General features: G+C 35.9%; 22 protein-coding genes and 1 pseudogene. 8 read left to right on the top strand and 15 right to left on the bottom strand.

Annotated features, from left to right (window positions below; genetic code table 11):
• Window positions 1–11: 11 nt before the first annotated feature.
• From FC88_RS06785 to FC88_RS06760, 6 genes are read right to left on the bottom strand one after another with little or no spacing between them, the layout of a single operon-like run.
• Window positions 12–632 (bottom strand): malonate decarboxylase holo-ACP synthase, encoded by a 621-nt coding sequence (locus FC88_RS06785; protein WP_057814079.1) that lies wholly within the window; start codon window positions 630–632, stop codon window positions 12–14.
• Window positions 620–2,284, bottom strand: coding sequence for a biotin-independent malonate decarboxylase subunit beta (mdcD, locus tag FC88_RS06780; protein ID WP_057814076.1), 1,665 nt, complete (start codon window positions 2,282–2,284; stop codon window positions 620–622). Before mdcD ends, FC88_RS06785 begins: the two co-directional genes overlap by 13 nt.
• The gene (locus FC88_RS06775; RefSeq protein WP_010020492.1) at window positions 2,274–2,570 is read right to left on the bottom strand and encodes a malonate decarboxylase subunit delta; all 297 of its coding nucleotides are present in this window, start codon (window positions 2,568–2,570) and stop codon (window positions 2,274–2,276) included. Before FC88_RS06775 ends, mdcD begins: the two co-directional genes overlap by 11 nt.
• A 14-nt stretch (window positions 2,571–2,584) precedes the next feature.
• Entirely contained in the window at window positions 2,585–3,376 is a 792-nt protein-coding gene (locus FC88_RS06770; RefSeq protein ID WP_057814074.1) for a triphosphoribosyl-dephospho-CoA synthase, read from the bottom strand.
• 3 nt (window positions 3,377–3,379) lie between these two features.
• The gene (gene mdcA / locus FC88_RS06765; RefSeq protein WP_057814072.1) at window positions 3,380–5,020 is read right to left on the bottom strand and encodes a malonate decarboxylase subunit alpha; all 1,641 of its coding nucleotides are present in this window, start codon (window positions 5,018–5,020) and stop codon (window positions 3,380–3,382) included.
• 3 nt (window positions 5,021–5,023) lie between these two features.
• Window positions 5,024–5,917 carry an ACP S-malonyltransferase gene (locus FC88_RS06760; RefSeq protein WP_267490155.1) on the bottom strand — a complete coding sequence of 298 codons (894 nt, stop codon included), beginning with the start codon at window positions 5,915–5,917 and terminating at the stop codon, window positions 5,024–5,026.
• Window positions 5,918–6,057: 140 nt separating this feature from the next.
• Between FC88_RS06760 and FC88_RS06755 the strand changes: the two genes are divergently transcribed.
• From FC88_RS06755 to FC88_RS06730, 6 genes are all read left to right on the top strand, one after another.
• Entirely contained in the window at window positions 6,058–6,933 is an 876-nt protein-coding gene (locus FC88_RS06755; protein WP_057814068.1) for a LysR family transcriptional regulator, read from the top strand.
• Window positions 6,934–7,015: 82 nt separating this feature from the next.
• A complete protein-coding gene (locus FC88_RS06750) occupies window positions 7,016–8,140 on the top strand; it encodes an acyltransferase family protein (RefSeq protein WP_057814066.1) in 1,125 nt (374 codons plus the stop codon).
• Window positions 8,141–8,241: 101 nt separating this feature from the next.
• Entirely contained in the window at window positions 8,242–8,829 is a 588-nt protein-coding gene (clpP, locus tag FC88_RS06745; RefSeq protein ID WP_057814064.1) for an ATP-dependent Clp endopeptidase proteolytic subunit ClpP, read from the top strand.
• A gap of 90 nt (window positions 8,830–8,919) precedes the next feature.
• Window positions 8,920–9,645 (top strand): DNA-3-methyladenine glycosylase family protein, encoded by a 726-nt coding sequence (locus FC88_RS06740; protein WP_083484588.1) that lies wholly within the window; start codon window positions 8,920–8,922, stop codon window positions 9,643–9,645.
• Between the two features lie 24 nt (window positions 9,646–9,669).
• Window positions 9,670–11,061 carry a DHA2 family efflux MFS transporter permease subunit gene (locus tag FC88_RS06735; RefSeq protein WP_057814062.1) on the top strand — a complete coding sequence of 464 codons (1,392 nt, stop codon included), beginning with the start codon at window positions 9,670–9,672 and terminating at the stop codon, window positions 11,059–11,061.
• 96 nt (window positions 11,062–11,157) lie between these two features.
• Window positions 11,158–12,885, top strand: a complete 1,728-nt coding sequence (locus FC88_RS06730; protein WP_057814061.1) for a glycosyltransferase family protein — start codon at window positions 11,158–11,160, stop codon at window positions 12,883–12,885.
• An 8-nt stretch (window positions 12,886–12,893) separates the two neighbouring features.
• Here FC88_RS06730 and FC88_RS06725 read toward each other — a convergent pair whose 3' ends face one another.
• Window positions 12,894–13,226, bottom strand: a complete 333-nt coding sequence (locus tag FC88_RS06725; protein ID WP_057814059.1) for a winged helix-turn-helix transcriptional regulator — start codon at window positions 13,224–13,226, stop codon at window positions 12,894–12,896.
• 135 nt (window positions 13,227–13,361) lie between these two features.
• On the opposite strand from FC88_RS06725, the gene FC88_RS06720 reads away from it, so the two are divergent.
• A complete protein-coding gene (locus FC88_RS06720) occupies window positions 13,362–14,375 on the top strand; it encodes a zinc-binding alcohol dehydrogenase family protein (RefSeq protein WP_057814057.1) in 1,014 nt (337 codons plus the stop codon).
• Window positions 14,376–14,509: 134 nt separating this feature from the next.
• Window positions 14,510–14,911, top strand: coding sequence for a helix-turn-helix transcriptional regulator (locus FC88_RS06715; protein WP_057814055.1), 402 nt, complete (start codon window positions 14,510–14,512; stop codon window positions 14,909–14,911).
• 230 nt (window positions 14,912–15,141) lie between these two features.
• On the opposite strand, the gene FC88_RS06710 is transcribed toward FC88_RS06715, so the two are convergent.
• The 8 genes and pseudogenes from FC88_RS06710 to FC88_RS06675 form a co-directional block, all read right to left on the bottom strand.
• On the bottom strand, window positions 15,142–15,642 hold the full coding sequence (locus tag FC88_RS06710; protein WP_057814052.1) for a hypothetical protein: 501 nt from the start codon (window positions 15,640–15,642) through the stop codon (window positions 15,142–15,144).
• Between the two features lie 286 nt (window positions 15,643–15,928).
• A complete protein-coding gene (gene whiA, locus FC88_RS06705; RefSeq protein WP_057814050.1) occupies window positions 15,929–16,864 on the bottom strand; it encodes a DNA-binding protein WhiA in 936 nt (311 codons plus the stop codon).
• Window positions 16,864–17,898 carry a gluconeogenesis factor YvcK family protein gene (locus FC88_RS06700; RefSeq protein WP_057814048.1) on the bottom strand — a complete coding sequence of 345 codons (1,035 nt, stop codon included), beginning with the start codon at window positions 17,896–17,898 and terminating at the stop codon, window positions 16,864–16,866. The genes whiA and FC88_RS06700 overlap by 1 nt, the downstream gene beginning before the upstream one ends.
• A complete protein-coding gene (gene rapZ, locus FC88_RS06695; RefSeq protein ID WP_057814046.1) occupies window positions 17,885–18,802 on the bottom strand; it encodes an RNase adapter RapZ in 918 nt (305 codons plus the stop codon). The genes FC88_RS06700 and rapZ overlap by 14 nt, the downstream gene beginning before the upstream one ends.
• 135 nt (window positions 18,803–18,937) lie before the next feature.
• Window positions 18,938–21,787: an excinuclease ABC subunit UvrA gene (gene uvrA / locus FC88_RS06690; RefSeq protein WP_057814044.1), complete on the bottom strand. Its 2,850-nt coding sequence runs from the start codon at window positions 21,785–21,787 to the stop codon at window positions 18,938–18,940.
• Between the two features lie 5 nt (window positions 21,788–21,792).
• A complete protein-coding gene (gene uvrB / locus FC88_RS06685; RefSeq protein ID WP_057814041.1) occupies window positions 21,793–23,799 on the bottom strand; it encodes an excinuclease ABC subunit UvrB in 2,007 nt (668 codons plus the stop codon).
• A 125-nt stretch (window positions 23,800–23,924) separates the two neighbouring features.
• On the bottom strand, window positions 23,925–25,166 hold the full coding sequence (locus FC88_RS06680; RefSeq protein ID WP_057814039.1) for an MFS transporter: 1,242 nt from the start codon (window positions 25,164–25,166) through the stop codon (window positions 23,925–23,927).
• Window positions 25,167–25,180: 14 nt separating this feature from the next.
• Window positions 25,181–26,472, bottom strand: a pseudogene (locus tag FC88_RS06675) (alkaline phosphatase family protein).
• Window positions 26,473–26,487: the final 15 nt, after the last annotated feature.

Genomic DNA, 26,487 nt, shown 5'->3' with positions numbered 1-26,487 from the left:
GCCTATCTTTTTTATTTTTTCCAAGGATCTTTCACCAAAATTGGATCAGATAAAGTCTTCATCATTATAGTAGATTTTGACTGACTATATTCCTCTAATGAAAAACCATTATTGCCTTGGATAACTTGTAGATCAGTATGAACACCAAATTGATTCAATTTTGCTAGCAAATTCTTAGCATCCTCACGACTAATCGGACTATTCGGTTTCCAAACTAGATCCAAATCACTGGTCATTTTGGCCGAATTAGTCTTTGTTGCTAATTCAAAGCCAACACTACCACTGATTCCCCACTTATATTCTTGTAGAATTTTTGCCACTGCTGGTAATGCTTTTATTGCAGGCAACATTTTACGATCATCAGAAACATTTTGCCAAACCTTTTCAGAAACTAATCGATAAGGTGTAATGACCTCTTTAACAGCCGAATTTAAAACAAAAGCTGCAAAACGCTGTTCTCTTTTTATTCCTCTAATACCGACAGGAATTTTACCATCAATTATTTCACTACGACGAACTACCACCGTCAGTGAATCAGGAAAGATATCATCAGCCCACTGCGGCAATCCATCAGTAATCAGATAATTGATTGCAGAAATTTTTAATAAATCATGTGGTTCTACTTTGACCATTCTTCATCCACTAGTTTTCTAACTTGTAGAGTTGATTTACGGCCACTAGACTTAGCAATTTCTGTTTGATAACGGAAGTGCAAGCTTGTGTCACCATCTAAACTGTCGATAGCTTGATTGATCAATTCTTTGATCTTATCAATATTTTCGTCAGTTGCTTCCCATGAACCGATACCTTTAACCAGTTTGTACAAAGCACCGAGTTTTTCGTAATTATCAATATCATAAGCCATAGCAGGAACATGCTTAGTAGCTTCTTCCAATTCGGCAATTGTTCTTTGAGTAATACGAGCAGCACTAGCTTTTGACATAGCTTGAATAGTAATTGAATCATCATCTAAGGCAATCATTCTGTTGGATTGCAAACCATGAGCCAAAAATCCACCAGATACAGCATCTCCAGGAATAAAGTCAATTACTGGATGACCAGCTTGTCTAGCTTTGGCGTATGCGGCAGCACTTGAACCAAGAGCCACGTGAATACCAATTAATTCTTCTTGATAGCCGTAAGCTTGACTAGGTACATCAACGACTAAAACGATTGGACGCTTAACATCTTTGTCTTTATCTTCAGCAACGATTTGGTTAACGATACTTGCAACGGCAAATCCTTCTTGAAGACCAACTTCACCTTCACGAACACGTGGGAATTTGTTGTCAGCATCTGGAACGATAGCAATAAATTCTTTACCATCTTTTTGAGCGTGCAAGACAGTTGAAACAGGACTAGTTGCATTTTTAATACCAGTCAATTTTTCAAACCATAAACGACCACGACTCTTAGTACCTTCCTTTTCACCAACAACAGCTTCAGGAATTCTATGCTCAGTAGCAACAACTGACTGGAATAATTTGTTGTATGAATCGATATCTAACTTCTTGTTCAAATCTAATTTATCTAACAAACTCAAATAGAAGTCGACATTTTCAGTTCTGTGAGCATCTTTTTTAGCCTTGATTTCGTTGACGATGCTTTCTTTAATACTATCAACACTATCATCTACTACTTCATCAACTAAATCAGTTGCTTGACGTTGCTTAGTTCCTAGAGTATCCCAGATCAAATCTTTATCACTAGAATCGAATTCACGAACACCAGCTTCTTGTTCAATAACTTCTGGTCCATTCAAAGCGATTCTGGCCTTGTTAGTAGCAATCAAATAAGAAAGAATTGATGCAGTAATTGACATACCACCGAATGAGCCAACACGACCAGGTACTAAACCGATAACGGGAACAAATTTCTTCAAAGCAATAACAACATTTTGAATTTCTGAAATTGATAGCAACCCATAGTTAGCTTCTTGAAGACGAACACCACCAGTATCCAAGACGATAATTGGGTAAATAGTGTTGCCATTTTTATTTTCTTCGAGTACCTTTTCTAACGCTGCAACGATTTTGGCACCACTAACTTCACCGATACCGCCACCTTGGAATTTACCTTCGATTGAAACGATTAAAACTTGCTTTCCTTCAATCTTTCCACGCATCAAAACAATTCCATCATCACTTTCAGGAACAATATCTTGAGGTTCAAGGTGTGGTGAGATCATATCATCGAGTGGTCCAACGATTTCTCTAGCAGTATTTGCATCTAATAATGAAAGCGCACGTTCACGCGCATGTAATTCAACAAAACTATTTTTCATCTTTTAGTTCCTCCAATGCTTGAGTTAAACGAAGATTAACTACTCCTGGTGTAGAACCAAAGTCGTTGATCTCAATATTGGCTTGGATTGGATATCTATCGAAGAAACGTTTTAATACATTTCCCCAAACTTCTTTGAAACCGTCACTACCAGTTACGATATTAACTTCTGTTTCTTTATCTGTGGGTCTGAATATAACTTCAAGGTCACCTGATGCAACTACCCCAACGTGTACGGGTTTGGAAATAGCATCTTTGGTATCGAAGTTAAAATGTAATTTTTCCATATTTATCTCCATTTCTACTTCAAATGTTTTAAAAAATAACTTGCAGCAAACAAATCAGCACAACCACCGGGTGAAATATTGTGTTCTCGTGTAAATTCATTTAGTTTTTCAAACTGTGGATTATTTAAGATATTTCTAGGATCAACTGCTATTTGAGCTGAAAGATTTTGAAAGTCACGTAAGACATTTAAATTACTACGGTAAACGATATTGGTATCATCGACATTACTGTACAAAACGAGCAAGCGTCTCATCCAAGTATCGAAATCATCCAACTGTGGTTTAAAAACTAAGGCTTTAGCTAAATTAGGAAAACCTTTTTGAGCTTCACCTTTAGCACCAGTCAAAGCATATTTTTGCTTCGTCACTTCACCATGAGTCTTTTTAGGGATGACATTTTTATCAGGTAAACTTGACAAATCTTTAGCCGTTAACAAAATTGTTGCTAAATCCTTAGTTTGTTGACTACTGATAGCGCTAATCAATAACCCCATACTCCAAATAGCACCTTTATGCGTATTGACGCCATTAGTTGCCTGAAACATATCTTTTTCGGCAATTCGACCAATTCGACCAATTTCTTCACGCAATATTAAATCAATTGGCTGTTGATAAGATTTCTCAGCAATCTCTACGAAACTATCTAATAAACTATCAGCCGATTTATAAAACAGTTCAATATCCATATCGATATGCGAGCCATTCGAATAAGCATCAACTAGACCTGGTTTGGGTGAAAAACTAACTTCCCACTTTAATACTGCGACTGCTTGTTGTGCTAGTTGTAAAAATTTAGTTTCAATCATTAATTATGACCAACTTCTGAATTTTGCAGGTGGATTGTAAAGTCCATCAGACCATTTAACTAAGTCGTCCATATTTTGAGCTGCAAGAAGTGATCTCTTAGCTTGACCACGTTGAACGCCTAGGTCTTCTGGAAGAGCTACGATACCACGACGACGAAGATCAGCTAATTGTTTAGGGTTACTTCTCAAGCCAACCGGTGTAACACCGGCAATAGCTTCAATAGCAGCTTGTCTTTCGGCCATACTGTCAGTCTTATAAAGATAAGCGATACCTTCTTCAGTTACGATGTGAGTTGTGTCTTCGCTATAAATCATAATTGGAACATTAGCTAATTTAGCTTCTTTTTGAACTTCTTCCGCATCCAAATGATCAACAAAGACAGGTTTCTTATTTGAACCGAAAGTTTCGACCATTTGAACGACTAATTTTTGACCTTTGCCTAATGGATCATCATCTGGACGCAAACTTTGCCAAGCTGGTGTTGAGTGACGACGTCCGTGTGGATTACTACCCATATTAGGAGCTCCACCAAATCCAGATAAACGACCGTTAGTAACAGTTGATGAGTTACCATATTTATCAATTTGAAGTGTTGAACCAACGAACATATCCAAAGCGTATTGACCAGCCATTTGACCAAAGGCACGGTTTGAACGCATTGTTCCGTCTTTACCAACGAAGAAAATGTCAGGACGTTGAGCAATGTAATTTTCCATTCCGACTTCTCCACCGAAACTGTGGATAGTTTTGACCCAGCCACTTTCAATAGCAGGAATCAAAGTAGGTGTAGGGTTAACTTCCCAGTTAGGTACGATTTTACCTTTTAGTCCGAGTTGTTCACCATAAGTAGGTAGTAATAGTTCGATAGCAGCAGTATTGAAACCAACACCATGGTTAACTGTTTGGACATTGTGCTTTTCATAAATACCACGAATAGCCATCATACCCATTAAGATTTGTAATTCGGTAACATTTTGAGGGTCACGTGTAAATAATGGTTCCAATTGATAAGGTTCGTCAGCCGGAACAACGATATCGACCCAATCACCAGGAATATCAACACGAGGAACTTTATCAACAACCTCGTTAGCTTGAACGATTACGATACCATCCTTGAAAGCAGCAGCTTCAACGATAGCTGGTGTTTCTTCGGTATTTGCACCTGTGTAAAGATTACCGTCGTGATCTACTTTATCAGCAGCTACTAAAACGACATTTGGAATCAAGTCAACATATAGACGAGCGTACAATTCAAGATATGTATGAATATCGCCGACTTCCATTGTTCCATCAGCAATCATTTGGGAAATTCTTGTACTTTGAGGTCCCGCAAATGAGAAATCTAGTTTCTTAGCGATACCTGTTTCAAAAATATCCAAATGTTCTGGACGTGACACACTGGACATAATCATGTGCAAGTCGTGAACTTTTTGTGGGTCAACTGAAGCTAAAACTTTTGATAAGAAACTAGCTTGCTTTTGGTTATCCCCTTCCAAAACGACCTTGTCGCCTGGTTTAATAACACTTTCTAATAATTCTTTAGCATTTTGAGTTTTAACAAATTTGCCATCGAGCATTGATACGATACTGTCTAGTTTTGCAGCTTTGGCATCACGATTTTGAGTCCAACTTCTTTTAGCCATCAATTATCCTCTTTTCCATTTTTCTAACAAAAATTGAATATCATCAAGATCCATATTATCCATGGTGATAGTTCGAAAATCTGGGAACTTACTTTTAACTAATTTTGTAAAGGTATGTCCCGGTTTTATTTCTAAAGCTGTATCAACACCTAATTCCTTAGCAACATCCATCATGGTGTCCCAGTAAACGGGATGGACTAAATTATTGATCATGTCATATTTGACACCATCAATTTTTCTAATCGCATGACCATTGTAATTTGCCAAATAGGTGCATTGGGGATCATTCAAAGAAACTGTTGCCAACTTCTTTTCTAAGACATCAGCAACCGATTGCATCAAAGGTGAATGTGATGGTACAGGAACTTTCAAAAGAACCGTTTTTTGAGCATTATGATGTTTTGCTAGTTCCAAAACTTTTTTAATTCCTTTGAGTGAACCAGAAATTACTGTCTGTAACTCCGAATTCTGATTAGAAGTAAAAACAGGTTGTTGTTCATTATTAATCTGGTCAACCAAATTAGTAACTTCTTTTCTAGTCAAACCAACAATTGCTCCCATTCCATAGCCAGTAGGATATGACTCTTGCATCTTTTGCGAACGAATATAAACGATCTTGATAGCATCATCTTCACTAATAACGCCACTTGCAACCGCTGCCGCAAAAATCCCCAAAGAGTGTCCTGCTACTACATCAGGAGTTTGACCAATCCTTCTTAATTGTCTGATATTGAACAATTGCAAAATCAAAATTCCTAATTGAATCTGAATCGAATCTTGATAAGCTTGATCATCATCAGTCAATTCGACACCGGTCAAATTTTTAACTTTCTCAATCATTGACTCTGGAACATCTTTCAACATTCCACTTCTCTGACCGCCCTGGCCAGGAAAAATCCATAATACAGAAATAATTATCCACCTCCATCAAATCCTTTTTATTGATCTCACAAGTTCAGTATATGAAATGATCAATAACATGTATAATATAGAAAAAGCATAATACTTAACCATTTGGTTATATAAGAGGTGTTATTTTGAATATCAATCAACTTAAATATTTCGTCGTCGTTGCTAACCAAGAAAGCATTACCAAGGCTTCCAAGATCTTGTACGTTTCTCAACCAGCTGTCAGTAAGATGATCAAGCAATTAGAAGATGAACTAGAAACTAAATTATTCGATCGGACTGGCCGGACTCTTAAACTTAATCGTTCTGGAAAGCTATTTTATAGTTACGTTAACGATAGTTTGGAAGAACTTGATCGTGGTATCAACGCCGTTAAAGGTGGTCCCGATAAAGTTGAACATCCCATTTCTCTATTAATGGAAGTAGCTTCACCATTTATTCCCGCTATCGTTTCAACTTTTAAACAAAAATTCCCTAACGTTAGATTGAATATTGCTCAACACAACGTTAGGGAAACAGATTTTAAACAGTTTGATTTCATTGTCACTACCAACCCACTGCAAGGTCTAACTAATGTACCCGTTTTAAAAGAAGAAATTTTTGTTGGCTGGAATATTAATTATGGCTACAGCAAACAATTCATCACTCCCAAGGATTTAAAAGGAGAGGAAATAATTGGCTTAACTAAAAATAATCCTTTACGTTTAACAATTGATAATTACTTTAATAAACGTGATATCATTCTGGACTATATGTATGAAGCTGATGATCCGGCTACAGTCCGTGGTTTGATCGAAGCAGGTGTCGGTTTAAGTTTCATCCCTTCTGTCACCTGGCAAACGATTGAACCACGAGTTCAACTAGCTCGTTTAGCTCCAGATCCTTTGCAACGAACTATCTACCTAAGTTCGCCCTATGGAAATCTCAATGGTATCAAACGAGAAATCAGTAATGAACTGATCATGATTTTTTTAGATTTTCAAAAATTTGAACTAAAAATATAGTTGCAATTTAATTTGAATGCGCTTATATTGAACTTAAGTTTCCTTTTGTTGATCTCACAAATTTACAAGAGGAGTTTTTCATATGAAAATAAAAAAAGACACTACAAGCCCGGCCGACATCGGTGATTACATGAAGGTCTTCGCTTGTACTGCCGTTATGATGCAGACCGTATTGAGTCTAGTTCTTTCAACTAGTCCAACTTATAACTATCAAACGCCAATCGGTATTATTTATGACTTAGTTAAATTCACTGCTCCAGCCTTTATTTTTGGTATTTTATATACCACGACTAGAACGACTAACCAAAATACCTTGGCCAATTATGGTGGCTATATGAAGAAACAATGGTCTGCTCTTTTTGTACCCACGATTTGGTGGACTCTGGCCTACTTATTGATCATGCCAAACGTCCAACAAGTTAACCAATATCACGATGTTGGTTCTTTTATTTGGCACTTTATCAATGGTAATGCTGCACCGCATTTGTGGTATAACACGATGATGTTACAATTCATTATTTTAATGCCATTCTTCTGGATGTTAGCCCACTTCGTTAGAAATAATGTGAAACGCGGAATTTGGACTTTAGTTATCACAGTTGTCTTCTTTGCTGCTTGGATTGGTTTTTATGATTTAGAAGTCTTCCATGGCCCACACGAACAAAGTTGGTATTTATTCGATCGAATTTTTATTAGTTTTGTTATCTATGGTATTTTCGGCGTTCTATCTTGGATGTTCAGAGATAAATTGGAAAAGTTCTTGAAAAAAGCCTTTCCTATTCTAGTAATTCTTTTCATTGCCGTCTTTTATTGGACTAACAAAGAACTCTTTGATTTCGGTTATCCAGTCAGCTTAGCTAATGCACCTTACTACAAACCTTCGATGACTCTATATGCTTTACTAGTTATCGGTTTAGTAGCTACTCTAGCTATCAAACATATCAATACTAATTCTAAAGCTCTACCAGTATTTCACTTCTTAGCTACTTATGCTTATCGAGCTTACCTATCAAACGTCTTTTGGCTCCAAATTATCTGGCGTTTAGGTGGTAAGAATTTAGTGAACGTCAATCCTATCTTAGCCATTATCGTTTGCTATTTGTTGACTTGGGTATTATCATTTGCTTCTGCATATACATTTCACATTATTTGGTCAAAAATCAAAGATTCTTCAATGAGAAAACGCGTTCAAGAGTCCGCCGAATAAATATTTTTATTTATCAAGCTTAGTTTGTTGACCCGATACATATTGTATGCTAAATTAGCACTGTGCTATTAAGAGTGCTAATTAAAAACAGGAGGCATTTTATGTTAGTTCCTACAGTTATTGAACAAAGTTCACGTGGCGAACGTGCCTATGATATTTACTCAAGATTATTAAAAGACAGAATCATCATGTTATCTGGTGAAGTTAACAGTCAAATGGCAAACACTGTCATTGCTGAACTACTTTTCCTTGATGCTCAAGATTCAGACAAGGATATTTCCATGTACATCAACTCACCCGGTGGTTCAGTTACCGACGGATTAGCTATCATGGATACTATGAATTTCGTTAAATCTGATGTTCAAACAATTGCAACTGGATTAGCTGCCTCAATGGGTAGTGTCTTGTTGTCATCAGGTACAAAAGGCAAACGTTTTGCCCTACCAAATTCAACTGTCCTCATTCACCAACCATTAGGTGGTGCTCAAGGTCAACAAACAGAAATTGAAATTGCTGCCCAAGAAATCTTGAAGACAAGAAAGAGATTAAATCACATTTTGGCTGACAACTCAGGTCAATCATTTGAAAAACTTCAAAAGGATACTGATCGTGACAACTACATGACAGCCCAAGAAGCTAAAGACTATGGTTTGATCGATGAGATCATGACAAACAAAGCCGATAAATAATCTTTTATAAAAATCTTCCTTTATCCATTTTGGATAGAGGGAGATTTTTTTGTCTTTTATTCTTATAATGAAACTGATTTGGAGGTAAGCATGACTATCATAAAACATCTAGATCAAAATACTCCTGCAGTTCAATATTTGATTCAAAAAGATAAACGACTCGCTAAAGTCATTCAGATGGTGGGTCCAATTAATTACCAATTACAAACTAATGCCTACTCTTTTTTAGTCGGTCAAATTATCGAACAAATGCTTTCAAAAAAAGTTGCTCATATTTTAACTCAACGGTTAAAATATAATTGTGCCGATCAAATTCGTCCAATAACAATTTATCACTTGTCGGATGAGCAACTATTAAGTATCGGTATCTCACATTCCAAAGTTCACTACATTAAAAATTTGACGGAAGCAATTTTAACGGGAAAAGTAAATTTTTCGAGCTATTTGCAAATATCAGATACACAAGTTATCGACAGCTTAACCACAGTCAAAGGTATTGGTATTTGGTCAGCAAAGATGTTTTTGATTTTTTCATTAGATCGACCAGATATTTTACCTTTTGAAGATATGGCCTTCTTACAAAGTTACAGTTGGATTTACAAAACTCATAATTTCAAAAAATCAGCCGTCGAGAAAAAGTGTCAAAAATGGCATCCCTACGCTTCTATCGCTAGTAGGTATATGTATCAAGCAAAAAATCTAGGCTTAACTAAAAAAACTTTTCATTTATACAAAAAAATAGCCTTGAAAGCGCTGTATCACGGGCATTGTGTTGGACAGTGTTTTTCATTTAGACTATCCTTTATTTGGTATTAGATTTTACAAAGAAGGGGTATTTTTATGAACAAGGGTGAAATTCAAAATAGCCTAGCTCGGAAGTTATTCATCATAACTTTGCTATCGGGAACGTTCACGATGTCGATCAGTCAGTCATCACTTTCAACGGCTTATCCAACATTGATGAAGTTCTTCGGTGTAACGGCACCAACGATTCAATGGTTAACGACTGGTTTTATGTTGATCATGTGTATCATGATGCCTATCAGTCCTTGGCTATTAAATAATTTTTCATTTAAGAAAATCTTTTTAAGCGTGGTCGGAGTTTTTGCGCTAGGAACATTGATCATTATTACGGCACAAAATTTTCCAATGGCTATGCTTGGTAGAGCTTTAGAAGCTATTGGTGTTGGGGTTTTGTTCCCATCATTTCAATCGGTTTTATTGACCATCACACCTGAAAACAAACGTGGTTCGACTATGGGTTATGCAGGTCTAGTTATGGGATCCGCTTTAGCCAGTGGTCCAATTATTTCTGGTATTGTTTTGAACTTTTTAAAATGGCAAGGTTTATTCGTCATCTTCTTGCTGATCATGATTGTTATTTTTATCAGTGGTCTTTTCTGCATTAAAGATGTTATGCCTCGTCATAAGGCTAGTTTAGATTTAGTTTCAACAATTTATTTACTTGGTTTGATTGGTTTACTTTATGTCGTCAATCAAGCTGGAGCTACGAAGAGTTTTAGCACTAATTTAATAATCCTCTTAGTAATTAGTATCATTTTGACCGGTCTCTTCATTCACCGTCAATTAACTAAAAAAGAACCACTACTTGATTTGAAAGTTATGAAAAACTTTAACTTCGATTTAGCTGTTCTTTTGACCGGTTTTTCATATATTTCATTGATTGTCGTGACGATTATTTACCCACTCTATTATCAAAATGTCTTACACGTTTCAGTTTTGAAATCAGGTTTAGCACTAGTTCCACCAGCTATTGTCTTAAGTATTTTGAACCCATTGACTGGTAAACTTGCTGATAAAATTGGTTTCAAAGCTACTTTGATCAGTGGTATGTCAATGATTGTCGTTGGTTGGTTCTTATTGTTTGTACTTCACTTCAAGTTGAGTATGTTCCCAATGATTTTGATTGCGATTCTAATTGAGGGTGGCAATGCCTTCGTTATGATGCCTGCAACTACACTTGGTGGAAATTCTTTGCCTGAAGATTTGATTCCACATGGAACGGCTATTATTACGACAGTTCGTCAATTGTTAGGATCTCTTGGCGTTAGTTTAGCCACTTTGATCCTGGTTATTACTAATGAAAATCACCACTTACCTGCTAACAATGGTTTGATTGGTTATCAAAGAGTCTTTGCTTTCTTCTTCGCAATGGCAATTCTTGGATTTATCTTTGCTCTTTTGATCAAGAACAAAAAGACTAATAAATAATAATTTAGTTCATGACTTTGGTCGTGAGCTATTTTTTTGTTTTCAACAATTGAAGTATAATTAAGGTCTGGATTATTTATTTATAGGAGAAATATTTTGGACTCAAAAAATAACTCACACAAGCAAACTATTTTTATTGCCTTATTCTTTTTTATTATTTTACTGGCTTGGACTATTTGGCAATTTCACTTTAACTATATGGTTTCGCTTTACGATACTTTTTTTCATTCAGAACGAATCTATGAAATTAGACTAGCCTTTCAACAACATCAATTACCTAGTTGGGTTAACTTCAACAGTTTCTTTAATACTGGGCAGGCCATCAATGGAATGTATCCTGATATCACTTTATGGCCGTTTGTCTTTTTGACTAATTTCTTAACCCCTATTCATCAAATCATTGCCATCAAAGCCCTGATTGCTGGGCTCGGATTTATCGTGACTTTCTTGTCCGTAAACAAACGGTTCGATAGTCGTAATGCCATTTTGGCAGCAACAATTTTTACACTTTCCGGTTCAGTTTTAAAAGACTTAGTCAATGAAATGCAAACTGGTACTGCTTTAGTGATGATTTTTGCTTTTCCAATCTTCTTTACTTTCAAAGAAATAATTCAAAGTGAAAAAATTGATCCACCTTTGATTATTAAAACTGCTCTGTTAATGTTTTGGGTCATCGGCTCGCATTTACTCAGCGCTGTTGTCATTACAATCGTGGCAGGAATATTTTTGATTATTAACACTATTATCAAGAAAAATTATTTAGCTTGGCTCAATTTGATCATTGCAGCCGGACTTACCGTTATTCTCTGTGCGCCAATCCTATATCGACTGATGAAGATCACGCAGACTGGATTATTGTCACCATTTGGATTGGGCCACGTTGACAGTCTCAGTCTTTGGCAAATTTTTTGGACTTCACGCTGGAATTCTAAATCAACAATTTCTTGGCTTTCAATTATTTTATTGTTAATTGTTGTCTTCAAATTCAACCGACAAAAGTTAAAACAACTACTTCCATGGATCAGTGTTGAAATTGTTTTGATCTTATTTTCTAGCAATATCGTTCCCTGGAACCTATTAGGAAAATTACCGATTATCAATAACTTCCAAAACGCCGCCTGGCGCTTTGCCCCCTTTTTAGGAATCATACCGATAATTTTGGTACTAATTAATTTCAATTCAAAGACAGCTCGTAAAATCTTTTTTGGAATAACAATTATATCTTATTTAATGGCTGGCTATACAGGTTTTCAAGCCCAATATCATAAAACAGCCAAACTACCAATTATTACTCAAAATTCAACTACTCCAACTGGTTTGAACGGCTATGCCAAAGTAACTTCTAGTGGTATTACTAGCGATACACTTTCACGGACCTTGATTCCTGACTACGCTCCTAATTCGGTCCCACTAGAAAAAGGCACTAATGGCTTAAGTCTAGATCCACAAATCACTTACTTAATAAATGGTCATCTGGGAGTAACTAAGATTCGTGACATTCCTCTAAAACATAACAGTACTGATGTTAATTCGATTATTTTAACTGCTGACAACGTTCCTAAAGGAGAAATAATTTTACCAGTCTACGGCTATAATTCATTGATCTATCAAATTAAGTTGAATGGACAAAGGGTTAAAGCAAGTCGTAGTCCTGAAGGTTTCATAACTATTCATTCCAATAAGAATCTTCAACACGCTACTTACCAAATCACACAAGTTCAACCTAAAATGTATCGACCTCTACTTTGGATGTCGACAGTCTTACTAATTGTTTTAATCGGTTTGTTAATCATTCCCAAGATAAAGAAAGCTAGACAACTGTAAAAAGTCGTCTAGCTTCTTTTTTGATTATAAATCTTACCCCAATTAGCCATAGAAGTAATTACTGGTTCTAACGTTTTACCAAATTCAGTCAATTGATAATCTGTTTTTAGAGAGTTGAATTGATGGATATTTTTCTTAATAATTCCATCTTTTTCCAAATCATTTAACTGTAGAGCTAACATCCTTCTTGAACAATCTTTCAATTCATGCTGCAATTGTCCAAAATGACAAACTTTTTTATCAAGTAGATGGTAAATAATGACACTCTTCCATTTACAAATAATTTGCAAGGTACTTTCCACCGGACAACCTTCATTACAATTGAAAATGTGTCTTTGCATCGATTTTCTCCTCATCAATTTATCTCTAGACTACCCTTTTTTAAAATTCATAACAACACGTTACTAGTAACAAAAATTTCACGATTGTTTTGATTCTTCAATGAGCCGATACTAATTGTCGAGGAGGAATTTATTATGAAAGCTATCGGATTTTTAGAACATCTACCTATTCAAGATACCAACAGTCTTATCGAATTTTCTGAACCAATGCCACAAGCTCACGGTCACGATCTATTGGTCAAAATATCAGCTATCTCAGTCAATCCAGTCGATGTCGGTGTCAGAAAAAGTGGTCACAAAAAACTTACTCATCCTAAAGTTATTGGTTGGGATGCGGTCGGAACAGTCACGGAAATTGGAGAAGATGTTACACTCTTTCAAAAGGGTGAAAGGGTTTTTTATGCAGGTTCCTTTATTCGACCAGGTAGTGACAGTGAATACCAACTAGTCGATGAAAGAATCCTTGGTCATGCACCTAAAAATTTATCAGACGCTGAAATCGCCGCGATGCCGTTAACTTCTTTAACCGCTTGGGAAGCAATCTTTGAACAACTAGGAATCGACCCAACCGATAAAAACAACCAACAAAAAACTATTTTAATTATTAATGGTTCTGGCGGTGTCGGATCTATTGCCACTCAATTAGCACACTGGGCTGGATTAAAAGTAATTGCCACAGCTTCTCGAGTGGAAACAATTTCTTGGGTCCAACAAAATAATGCTGATTTAATCGCCAATCATCGCAAAAACCTTGTCTCTGAAATTCACAACTTAGGTTTCAAATATGTCGACTACATCTTAGGACTCAACGACTTAGACGGACACTGGCAAGAAATTTCTCAACTAATTAAACCACACGGAAAAATCGTTTCAATTACCGAAAATCGCCGACCAATCGATCTCAAGAAATTAACTAAAAAACGAGCTACTTTTGCTTGGGAATGGATGTATTCCAAATCCTACTATCAAACTCCTGATATGATTACCCAGCATGATATCCTCGAACAAATTGCTACAATGCTTGACGAAAATATTATTCACAGTACTCTGACTAAAGAATTATCCCCTATCAATGTTGATAATTTGAAAAAAGCTCATCAATTAATAGAAACTAATCATATGATTGGCAAAGTCGTCGTCAGCAATTAAAAGTAATTGTTATTTTATGATTTAACATCAATATTTCCTATCGTTATAACGGTTGTAAAGCTTATCTGTCTTTCGTTGTTCACACCTTTAAATTATAATTACTTATATAATAATTTTTTATCGGAGGGAAATATATGAGTCTAGGTACTACCATTTATAAAAACCGAAAAAAGCATCACCTATCTCAAACACAACTTGCAAATCAACTTCATGTAAGTAGACAAGCAATCTCTAATTGGGAAACTGATCGATTTTTTCCTTCAATGGATAATCTCTTTGAGTTAAGTACAATATTTGATATTTCCATAGATAATCTTCTCAAGGAAAACGACGATTTAAAAGATGAATTTGAAAAACAACAGATCATTAAAAATGCAAACTTTTTTAATAACTTTGGAAAAGGGGAAGAGTTATTATTCTCATTAACATTAATATTCATTGGTTTTAAATTAGCTCCTTTAGGTTTAGCTATACCAATTATTTACTGGTTTATCAAAGTAAAAACAGTAAAGAAAGCAAAGAAATATGAGAAATAATATAGATATAATATTTTATATTTGTATTGGCTTAATTTTAGCAATCCTTTATTACTTACTTAGTCAAAGTGGACAAACTATATACCTCATCTTTTTTATTATTGTTTGGTTAGGATTTACTACATACGGTTTTTATATAATAATCAAAACTTTCTTTAAAAATAAAAAGTAATAAAACCTCGTTCACAAGTTTGAGCGAGGTTTTATTACTCTAAATTTTCTATACATTTTTAAAAAACTAACGTCATTATTGCTGCCGTAACAATATTAGCTATTGTTGCATTCATACCCACGTTTCTACATGCCTTATAAATAGCATCCTGCAATGTTCCAGTAGCATTTTCCACAAAGTCTAACAAAGTATCTAATCCCGTATGTGCAGCAATATATTTCTTCACACTACTTGGAAGTTTACTGTACCCCTTTCTTATTACTTTTACCGCCCAAGTAAATTTACCGCGACTTATTCCATCACCCTGACCATTAATTACCATACCATGATCAATTATTAAATTATCATTTATATTATTATTATAATTATTTATTTCTTGATTGTTGAATCCCAAATCTTTTAGCTCTTGATCTGTCAAACCCTTAAATTCATCAGTTTCACCCTGAACAACTGTATCATCAACTTTTGCGGCTCTTACCTCTGTCGTTATAGATGGCGCGCTTACTGATAGCGCCGTTAATACAACAAAACCAATTGATATTGTTTTATACATTTTCATGTTAACTTCCCCTTTTACTTTTGTATTTACTACAATACAAACAATATAATGCGTGTGGCATTTTAAAAAGAAAGTAATTCCTTACATAGGTCTAAAAGTACATATATTTATGTACTCATCAAAAAAGAGCTTTTATTTTTTTGTTTATTGAATATTAATTAAATTTTCATAACGATGATATAACGTATAATATCTATAATATCCCAATATATTTTCTGACAGAAATAAAAAAATAGATATGAAATACATTTCAAAATGAATTTCATACCTATCTATTATAAATAATTTAAACACAATCAGCTTCTGCTAATTGATTCAACTTACGTAAACGGTGATTGATTCCAGATTTTGAAATCGGACCACTTGGTACCATATCGCCCAACTCTTTTAGTGAAACTTCTGGATTCTCTAGTCTCAAGACCGCAATTTCACGTAATTTATCAGGCAAGTTATCCAAACCAACTGTTGCTTGCAAATGCTTGATATTTTCAACTTGACGTTCAGCTGCTGCCACGGTCTTATTGATATTAGCATTTTCGCAATTAACTAAACGGTTAACCGAATTTCTCATGTCACGCACAATTCGAATATCTTCAAATTTCAACATTGAATTCGTAGCACCAATCAATTGTAAGAAATCAGCAATTTTTTCTGCTTCCTTCAAATAAACGATATAGCCGTTACGACGCTTCGTAGTTCTAGCATTCAAATGAAAATAATTCATCATTTGAGCAATACCTTCATTATGCATTTCATACAATGAATAAATCTCTAAATGGTATCTAGAAGTTTCCGGATTATTGACACTTCCAGTTGCTAAGAATGCCCCACGTAAATATGAACGCATTCGTTGATCTTCATTGATAACTTCTAACGGTACATTAGTATTAATCGACAAACCAGATTCATCCAAGATATCCAAATCGGTCAAAATCTTATTAGTATCTTGATTGATTCGTACTAAATACTGATTGTTTTTCTTTAACTTCATCTTTTTACGCACTAACAATTCCGATTCAATGCCATACTTTTGCTTGACCAACGAAAAAATTCTTCTGGCAATTGCGGCGTTTTCAGTTTGTGCGGTTAAGACGAAATGATGGTTTTGTAAACTCAAAGAACCATTCATTCTCAACAACGCTGATAACTCTACTCGAGCATGTTCAGGATGAACGACTAATTTTGTGAGCTCTTGTTTAACTTCACTAGCGTATGAAACCACTAACGTCTCACCTCATTTTTTCTATTTCCTGATTGCAAAGAAAGATTAATAATTTCTTTAGCAACTTTTTCTCCATCGTGGAAAGCTCCCTTATCATGCAACGACAAGAAATCATCTTGAATTACTTTGCAGCCCATTTTTCTCAAGCCATCAAAGTCAGTTTCCACTTGGTTGACGTATTCGTCATACTTTTTATGATCCATATAACCGTCAGGAATTTTACGCGTATTAACTAAAACTGTATCGATAAAATTCCCACCTAAATGACGATTCAATACTTTTACGTGATCCGCATCAGTAAAGCCTTCTGTTTCACCGATTTGAGTCATGATGTTACAAATATAGACAATTTCGGCTGAAGTTTGTTTAACAGCTTCACCAATTTTTTTAATCATTAAATTAGGCAAAATACTAGTAAATAAACTACCAGGACCTAAAACAACTACATCAGCTTGCATAATAGAAGCAATAACTGGAAGCACTGATTTAGGTTCTTGATCAGGATTATCTGAATCAGTAACCCAAACTCGTTTTACGTGCTTACCTGAATGTGTTATCTCATGCTCTCCTGACAAAGTCGTTCCATCAGTAAACTCTGCATTCAATGTTAACTTCGTGTTGCTGGCTGGATAAACATGACCATCAACTTGCATCATTTTAGATAGTTCTTGTACGGCGTCAAAAATATTAGGCGACATTTCTGTTAAAGCGGCAATTATCAAATTTCCAATCGCATGACCAGAGAAGAAATCATCATTGGTCTTGAAACGATATTGGAAAACGTCTAAATCCACTTTAGGCAAATCAGACAAAGATGCTAAAACGTTTCTAATATCCCCAGGAGGGACAACGTTGATATAATCACGAATGATACCAGATGATCCCCCATCATCGGCTACGGTAACAATCGCAGTAATATTAGCATCCATCCTTCTTAAACTGTTCAAAACAACTGGTAAACCAGTACCCCCACCTATAACTACAACTCTTGGACGACGTCCTTTAACAACCCGAACTATCCTATTTGTTGCCATGTTCAATTACCTTCTTTTGAGATTTTTCCATGTCACGATGAGTAATATCTACGTAGTAATCTAATTTCTTTAGATCAGTACCTAGACGTTGAGCAATAGCGACTGAACGATGTTGACCACCAGTACAGCCAATTGCAATCGTCAAACTGGTCTTACCTTCTTTTTCATAGCCCGGAACAATATCTTTTAGTAAACCATAGAATTTGTCATAGAAATTCTTTGTTTCTGCATCATCCATAACATAATCGTAAACTGGTTTATCCATCCCGGTTTGAGTCTTTAATTCTTTAATATAGAATGGATTTCTTAAAAATCTAACATCCATCACAATGTCAGCATCAATTGGTAAACCATATTTAAAGCCAAATGACATCACTTCGACGTGAAATGTTGGCACGACAGAACTTTCTTGAAAATTATCAAAAATTTCTTCTCGTAATTGTCTAGGAGTAAGATCAGTCGTATCGATCTCAACTGAAGCCCGACTCTTGATTTCTGAAAGTAATTCTCTTTCCTTTTCAATTCCATCTAATAAACGGCCTTCCATAGCCAAAGGATGACTACGACGAGTTTCTTTATAACGAGAAACCAATTCTTCATTAGATGCATTTAAGAAGAGAATCTTCATATCGACCTTTTGATGTTTCTCTTGTTCATCCTCGTCCATTTTTGAAAGCATTGAGAAAATTTCATCATAAAATGAACGTGATCTAATATCTACAACTAACGCTACTTTTTTTATCTTACCGGATTCATGAACTAGCTCCCAAAATTTTGGAAGTAAGTTAGGTGGCATATTATCAATGCAAAAATATCCTAAATCTTCAAAGGATTGCATCGCAACGGTTTTTCCCGCACCACTCATTCCGGTTACGATAACCAAACTAAGCATATCTTCTGCCATAATGCACCTCACATTCGAATATAAGCATAACACAACAAGCCGGGCGTGTCAGTTTTTAGTATCGACTTAATAAAAAAGACTCCTACAGAACTTAGACAAAGCTTCATTCCATAGAAATCATTTACTCATAATATTTTATTGTGCTTCTTTAGTACGTTTAGTATCACGCTCTAAAATAGGTTTCAAGTATTGGCCAGTATAACTAGCTTTGACTTTGGTAATATCTTCTGGTGTACCTTGGGCAACAATTTTACCGCCGCCTTCACCACCATCAGGGCCAAGATCAATTAGCCAATCTGCTGATTTCACAACGTCTAGGTTATGTTCAATAATCAAAACGGTATTGCCTTCATCTACTAAACGTTGCAATACTCCCAATAAACGTTTGATGTCATCCGTATGCAAACCAGTCGTTGGTTCATCAAGGATATAAAAGTTCTTACCACTTGATTTTTTATAAAGCTCTGAAGCTAACTTCATTCGTTGAGCTTCACCACCAGACAATTGAGTAGCTGATTGACCTAGTGAAACATAGCCTAAACCAACATCTTCAATTGTTTGGAGCTTACGTTTGATCTTAGGGATATTACTGAAGAAGTCCAAAGCTTCAGATACTTTCATATCCAAGATTTGAGCAATATTTTTACCCTTATAAGTAACTTCTAGGGTTTCTGAATTGTAACGAGTTCCATGACAAACTTCACAAGGTACATAGACGTCGGGCAAGAAATTCATTTCAATTTTAATAATCCCGTCACCACGACAATTTTCGCAGCGACCACCTTTAATATTGAAAGAGAATCTGCCCTTCTTGTATCCGCGTAACTTAGCTTCATTGGTTTGAGCAAATAAGCCACGGATATCATCAAATACACCTGTATAAGTAGCTGGGTTACTTCTTGGTGTACGGCCGATTGGACTTTGATCGATAGCGATTATCTTATCTAAATTCTCATAGCCAGTAATTTTCTTGTATTTACCAGGTTTTTCAGAATTGTGATTCATCTTTTGTGCCAACGCACGTTTCAAAATCATATTGACCAAAGTAGATTTACCAGAACCGGAAACTCCAGTCACAACAGTAAATTTCCCCAATGGAAATTTAACATTTAAGTTTTTCAAATTATTCTCAGCAGCACCGAAGACTTCAACGAATTCACCATTACCCTTACGTCGTTTCAATGGAACAGGGATGAATTTTTTACCAGCCAAATATTGACCTGTCAAAGACTTAGGATTTTTTTCAACTTCTTCTGGTGTACCGGCAGCCACGATTTGACCACCATTTTCACCAGCACCTGGGCCAACGTCAATCAAATAGTCAGCTGCCCGCATGGTATCTTCATCGTGTTCCACGACTATCAAAGTATTACCAAGATCACGCATTTTCTTCAATGAGCTGATCAAACGGTCATTATCACGTTGATGCAAACCAATTGAAGGTTCATCTAAAATGTACATAACACCAGACAAATTAGAACCAATTTGTGTTGCTAAACGAATTCTTTGTGCTTCACCACCAGATAACGTTCCTGCTGAACGAGAAAGTGTTAAGTACTCCAAGCCAACATTAATTAAGAAACTAAGACGATCCTTTACTTCCTTTAAAATTGGCTTGGCAATAACAGTATTTTGTTCACCAAATTTCACTGACTTGAAAAATGGAAGTTCATCTTTGATCGACATATCGGAAGCTTCAGCAATGTCTTTCCCTCCAATTTTGACCGCCAATGCTTGACGATTCAATCTCTTACCATGACAAACTGGACAAGTTAATTCAGTCATATACTTACGCATAACTTCACGAGTAAAGTCACTGTTAGTTTCATGATAACGACGATTGATATTAGGAATAACACCCTCAAATGGCACGTCAACGTCACGAACACCACCAAAATCATTTTCATAATGGAAGTGGAAGTTCTTACCATCAGAACCATACAAAATAGTATTTTGATCCTTTTGTGGCAAGTCTTCAAAAGGTGTATCCATATCAATCTTGAATTCTTTACATGCTTGGGCTAACATTTCTGGATAATATTGTGAACTGATTGGATTCCAAGGAATAATAGCTCCCTCATTTAAAGTCTTACTTTGATCTGGAATAACTAAATCCAAATCGACTTCAAGTTTAACCCCTAGTCCATCACAGTTATCACACGCACCGAATGGAGCATTGAAAGAGAATAAACGAGGTTCTAGTTCGCCAACTGTGAAGCCACACAATGGACAAGCATTCTTCTCAGAAAAGACCATCATGTCAGAACCAATCACGTCAACGTTCATGTAACCATCGGATAGTCTCAAAGCTGCTTCAACTGAATCAAACAAACGAGATTTAATGTGGTCATTGATTACGATACGGTCAACGACAACGTCAATACTGTGTTTTTTATTCTTATCTAGTTCGATATCTTCAGCAATATCACGAGTCTCACCATCAACTCGAACTCTGACATAACCTTGTTTCTTAATTTGATTCAAGGCTTTTTTGTGTTGTCCACGTTTTGAACGCACAACTGGTGACAAAATTTGTAGTTTAGTTCTATCACCTAATTTTAAAATAGCATCAACCATTTGTTGGGCTGATTGACTAGTAATTTTGGTCCCATCATTAGGACAAATTGGTGTACCTACACGAGCCCACAACAAACGAAGATAATCGTTAATTTCTGTAACGGTACCAACGGTTGAACGAGGGTTTTTGGAAGTAGTTTTTTGGTCAATCGAAATAGCTGGACTCAATCCATCAATTGAATCAACATCCGGTTTATCCATTTGACCTAAAAATTGTCGAGCATACGATGAAAGACTTTCAACGTAACGCCTTTGGCCTTCAGCATACAAAGTATCAAAAGCTAAAGAACTCTTCCCTGAACCAGATAAACCAGTCACAACGACTAATTTATCACGAGGAATCGTCACGTCAACATCTTTCAAATTGTGCGCACGTGCACCATGAATTACAATTTTATCATTTAACATATTAATTACATTTCCGCCTTTAACTCTAAAATCGTGTCACGTAAATTAGCTGCGGCTTCAAAGTCGAGCTTCTTGGCAGCTGATTCCATTTGTTCTTTTAGATTGGCAAGAAGTTCTTTTTGATCCTTCTTACTCATATCCTTAAAGTCGATATCATCGTCGATCTTTTCTGTCTCTGATGAAGTATTATCAACCTTCTGGAACATCGAAATAGCATCCCTGATTGGCTTAACAATTGTTTTTGGAGTAATACCATGCTCTTCATTAAATTTCTTCTGTAATCTACGACGACGAGCTGTGGCATCAATTGCTCCACGCATGGAATCTGTAATAGAATCAGCATACATAATAACTTTACCATGTTCATTTCTGGAAGCACGTCCAATGATTTGAACTAGTGAACGCTCAGCTCTCAAGAAACCTTCCTTGTCAGCATCAAGAATAGCAATCAGAGAAACTTCAGGAACATCGATACCTTCACGCAATAAATTGATACCAATCAAGACATCAAACTTACCTAAACGCAAATCACGAATGATCTTTGATCTTTCCAAAGTCTTAACATCACTATGCAAATATCTGACTTTGATACCTAAGTCCTTGAAATAATCAGTCAAATCTTCGGCCATTTTTTTCGTCAAAGTAGTGACAAAGACTCTCTCATGTTTAGCTACACGGTCATTTATTTCCGCTACCAAGTCGTCAATTTGTCCCATGATAGGACGAACTTCAATTTTAGGATCAAGCAACCCAGTTGGACGAATGATCTGCTCAGCTTTATGATCAGTTCTTTCTAATTCATAAGGACCAGGTGTAGCTGAAACATAAAGGATCCGGTTAACGTGTTTTTCAAACTCTTCTAGTTTAAGTGGACGGTTATCCAAAGCACTAGGTAAACGGAAACCATAATCGACTAATTGTTGCTTTCTTGCACGGTCCCCATTGTACATTCCACGAATCTGGGGCATGGTAACGTGAGATTCATCAATCATAATATTAAAATCTTTGGGGAAGAAATCTAGCAATGTAAATGGAGGTTCCCCTTCAGCACGACCTTCCATATGACGAGAATAATTCTCAATTCCGGAAGTATACCCCATTTCGCGCATCATTTCGATGTCATATTCAGTTCTTTGCTTAATACGTTGGGCTTCAAGTAATTTACCTTCTTTAGTAAATTTAGCTACTTGTTGATCCATTTCATCTTTGATTCTTTTGAGAGCTTCTTCCATCTTAGAATCACTGATCATAAAGTGAGTAGCTGGAAAAATCCCGATATGATCCATCTGACCTTTAACTTCACCAGTCAAAGCATCCATTTCAATGATTCGGTCAATTTCATCGCCAAAAAACTCCACACGAATAGCATTATCATCACGTGAAGCTGGGAAGATATCCACAACATCTCCACGTACTCGAAATCTACCACGTTGGAAGTCAATGTCATTTCTTTCAAATTGATTTTCGACTAGTTCTTCTAATAACTCATCACGAGCAATTTCTTGACCAACACGTAAAGAAATAATGCTGTCAGCGTATTCTCGTGGATCACCTAATCCAAAAATACAAGATACTGAAGCGACCACAATTACATCATTGCGTTCTAGTAATGAACTAGTTGCCGAGTGACGCAATTTATCAATTTCATCGTTGATACTAGAATCCTTTTCAATGTATGTATCACTAGATGGTACATAAGCCTCAGGTTGGTAATAATCATAATAACTGACAAAATATTCTACCGCATTATTTGGGAAAAACTCTTTCATTTCACCATAAAGCTGACCTGCTAAAGTCTTATTGTGAGAAATAATTAATGTTGGTTTATTAAGATTTTTAATAACATTAGCCATCGTGAAAGTCTTACCAGTACCAGTGGCACCTTCCAAAATTACTTCCTTATCACCTTTTTTAAAATCTTTAGTGATAGTATCAATTGCTTGGCCTTGATCTCCGGCTGGAGAGTATTTAGAAACCAAATCAAATTTATTATCAGTAACTCTATCTATCACGCCGTCAGTCCCCCTTTAAGCTAAAAAATACATCTAACTCGCACATGAATTAGATGTAATTAATGTCAGGCATATTTCGCTGGCTCTATAGTACCATAGCGAACATATTTTCGCCATAGATTTACCTATTCCTTTGTTAATCGTGGCAACATCAAAAAAATCACCAAACCAACTAGGAACAAGGCACTCAATGAAGCGGCTCCAATCGTTGATTTGCCAGTAAATTGCGTCACAATACCAACTAAAACTGGTCCTAGAACAGCTGAAAATTTACCTAAAATGTTATAGAAGCCAAAGAATTCACTACCAGAATCCTTCGGAATCAATTTACCAAAATAAGATCTACTCAAAGCCTGGATACCACCTTGACTAGTTCCTACTAGAACAGCTAAAATCCAGAAATCCTTTGCTGTTTCTAACTTCAAAGCATATAAACAAATTCCAAAATACAAAATAATTGCTAATAAAATTCCTTTTCGAGCAGAAAAATGATTGGCTATCCAACCATACAAAATGGAGAATGGAAAAGCGACTAATTGAACAACTAACAAAACTAACATCAAAGTCGTCGTCGTAATACCCATATCCATTCCGATTGAGGTTGCCATCGTAAAAATCGTATCAACTCCATCAATATAGAAGAAGTACGCTACTAAGAACCAGGCAGCAGCTTTATATTTACGCAAATGAGTAATGGTTTCCCAGACACGCTTAAAACTCGAAGTAATTGGATGAGGATTTTCTGGTAATGAGTAAACTTGTTGAACGTTTTTCAATAATGGAATGAAAAATATCAACCACCAAACTGCTGCTAAGAAGAAACTCCAGCGAGCAACACCGTAACTAGACAACATCCCAAAACCACTTGTCAATTGCAGTACGAGAAATAATAGAAATGCCAAAACTCCACCCAAATATCCATAAGCGTACCCATTTGACGATAATGAATCCATTCGTGAGTTATCAGCCACATCGGTCAAAAAACTATCGTAGAATAAGTTTCCCGCCGAATAACCAATTATCGACAGGATATACACAGCCAATAATATTTGCCATTGATTAGGTGGTAGTAATGCTAATCCAAATGTCATTAAAATTCCTAAAAATGAAAAGCTAGTCAATAATTTCTTTTTGTGATGTGGATAATCGGCCAAAGCTCCTAAAACTGGTGCCAAAATGGAAACTATCAAAGTCCCAAAACTATTGGCATAACCCCAAAAAGCTGTCGCATTAGCTTGTGATACCCCTGAATTTTGAGCTACTGATTTAAAATAAACCGGCAAAACTGCTGTAGTAACAATAATTCCATAGCCGGAATTAGCCCAATCATAAAAAATCCAGCTCCACTGTTTTTTATTGAATCTCATAAATTCCCTCAATTCTAATCTTTAAAAATCCCCTCGATAGCACTTCCAGCCAATGGTTCAGGGAATTTCAATCCCAATAATTTAGCAAAAGTAGGTGCTTCATCGACTAATTTGGCCCCATCAATCGTTTGATTTTCTTTGATCATTGGTCCATTAAAAATAATTGTCGTTTTATAACCAGGTTTTAATGGATCATAACCGTGAACCCCTCGATAACGGTCAGGGTGTCCCATCATTTCCGGTCTGACTTTTTCCACAACATTAGAACGGCTACTTTCGTCAGTAAAATAATAACCAGCTTTGGCTTCAACCATCAAAGTACACTTAGGGTCAGCTCCTCGAGCAATGGCTTCTTCACTAGAATAAATCCTCTCAATACCTTCTACTCCAGAGATCACTTCACGTAAACGTTTGATTTGACTGAAGTTTCTTGTATAAATATAGGTTGAACCATCACAAGTCTTTGCCAAAACAGACCAATCTTTTTTAATCGTTTGATCAGGATTTCCTGATAACCAGCCACGTTTAGCAAATAAGGTATTCAAATGAATCATCTTATCAACATTTATTTGATAATGGTCGCCCAAGATCACAAAATTAGTATCCTCAAAAGTCCCTGCTGCTTCAGTGGCATCAACAACTTGTTTAACGTGATTATCTAGTCGATGTAAAGCTTCCATGCTTCATCAGAACGAACGCCATAGCGATGACGCATACTGTCCATGTCTACGAGATGCAATAAAGTTAAATTAGGTTTCTTATTCTTGATCGTATCGACTGCACAAGCTGTAATAAATTCATCCAGTTGTGGTTGTTTAATGCCATTCCGTAATTTACCGTACTTTTTATCCATTTCCAAAATAAATAATGGTGAACTAGCTCTCAAAGATACCAAAACTTGATTAGTCCAAATCCGATTAGGAAAAATTTCTGCTAAGTTGTAAGTGATTTTACTACCAGCAGTTACCGGCCACAAAAAAGCTGCCGTTTTCATTTTATTTTTGTGAGCTAAATCATAAAGTGTTGGTACTTGAACATCTTTTTGATACCAATACCAATCTGGGGAACGACGTGTCGTTTGAATCTTGGTATTATTAACAATTCCATGAACATTCGGATATTGACCAGTAATGATGGTCGTATGTGAAGGATAAGTCAAAGTTGGATAAATCCCACTAACTTCTTTGACCCAAGTTCCTCCATTAACTAATTTATTTAATGTTGGAAGTTCTGATTGATGTTCATTAATATCGTTAAAACCCAATGAATCTAACGAAATAATTACTAAATGTTGATTTGTAGACAATTTGATTTCCCCTTT

This window comes from Companilactobacillus futsaii JCM 17355 (assembly GCF_001435505.1).
Classification (GTDB): Bacteria; Bacillota; Bacilli; order Lactobacillales; family Lactobacillaceae; genus Companilactobacillus; species Companilactobacillus futsaii.
Note: the sequence above shows the minus strand (reverse complement) of the source record. Positions and strands in the feature narration are given on the sequence as shown.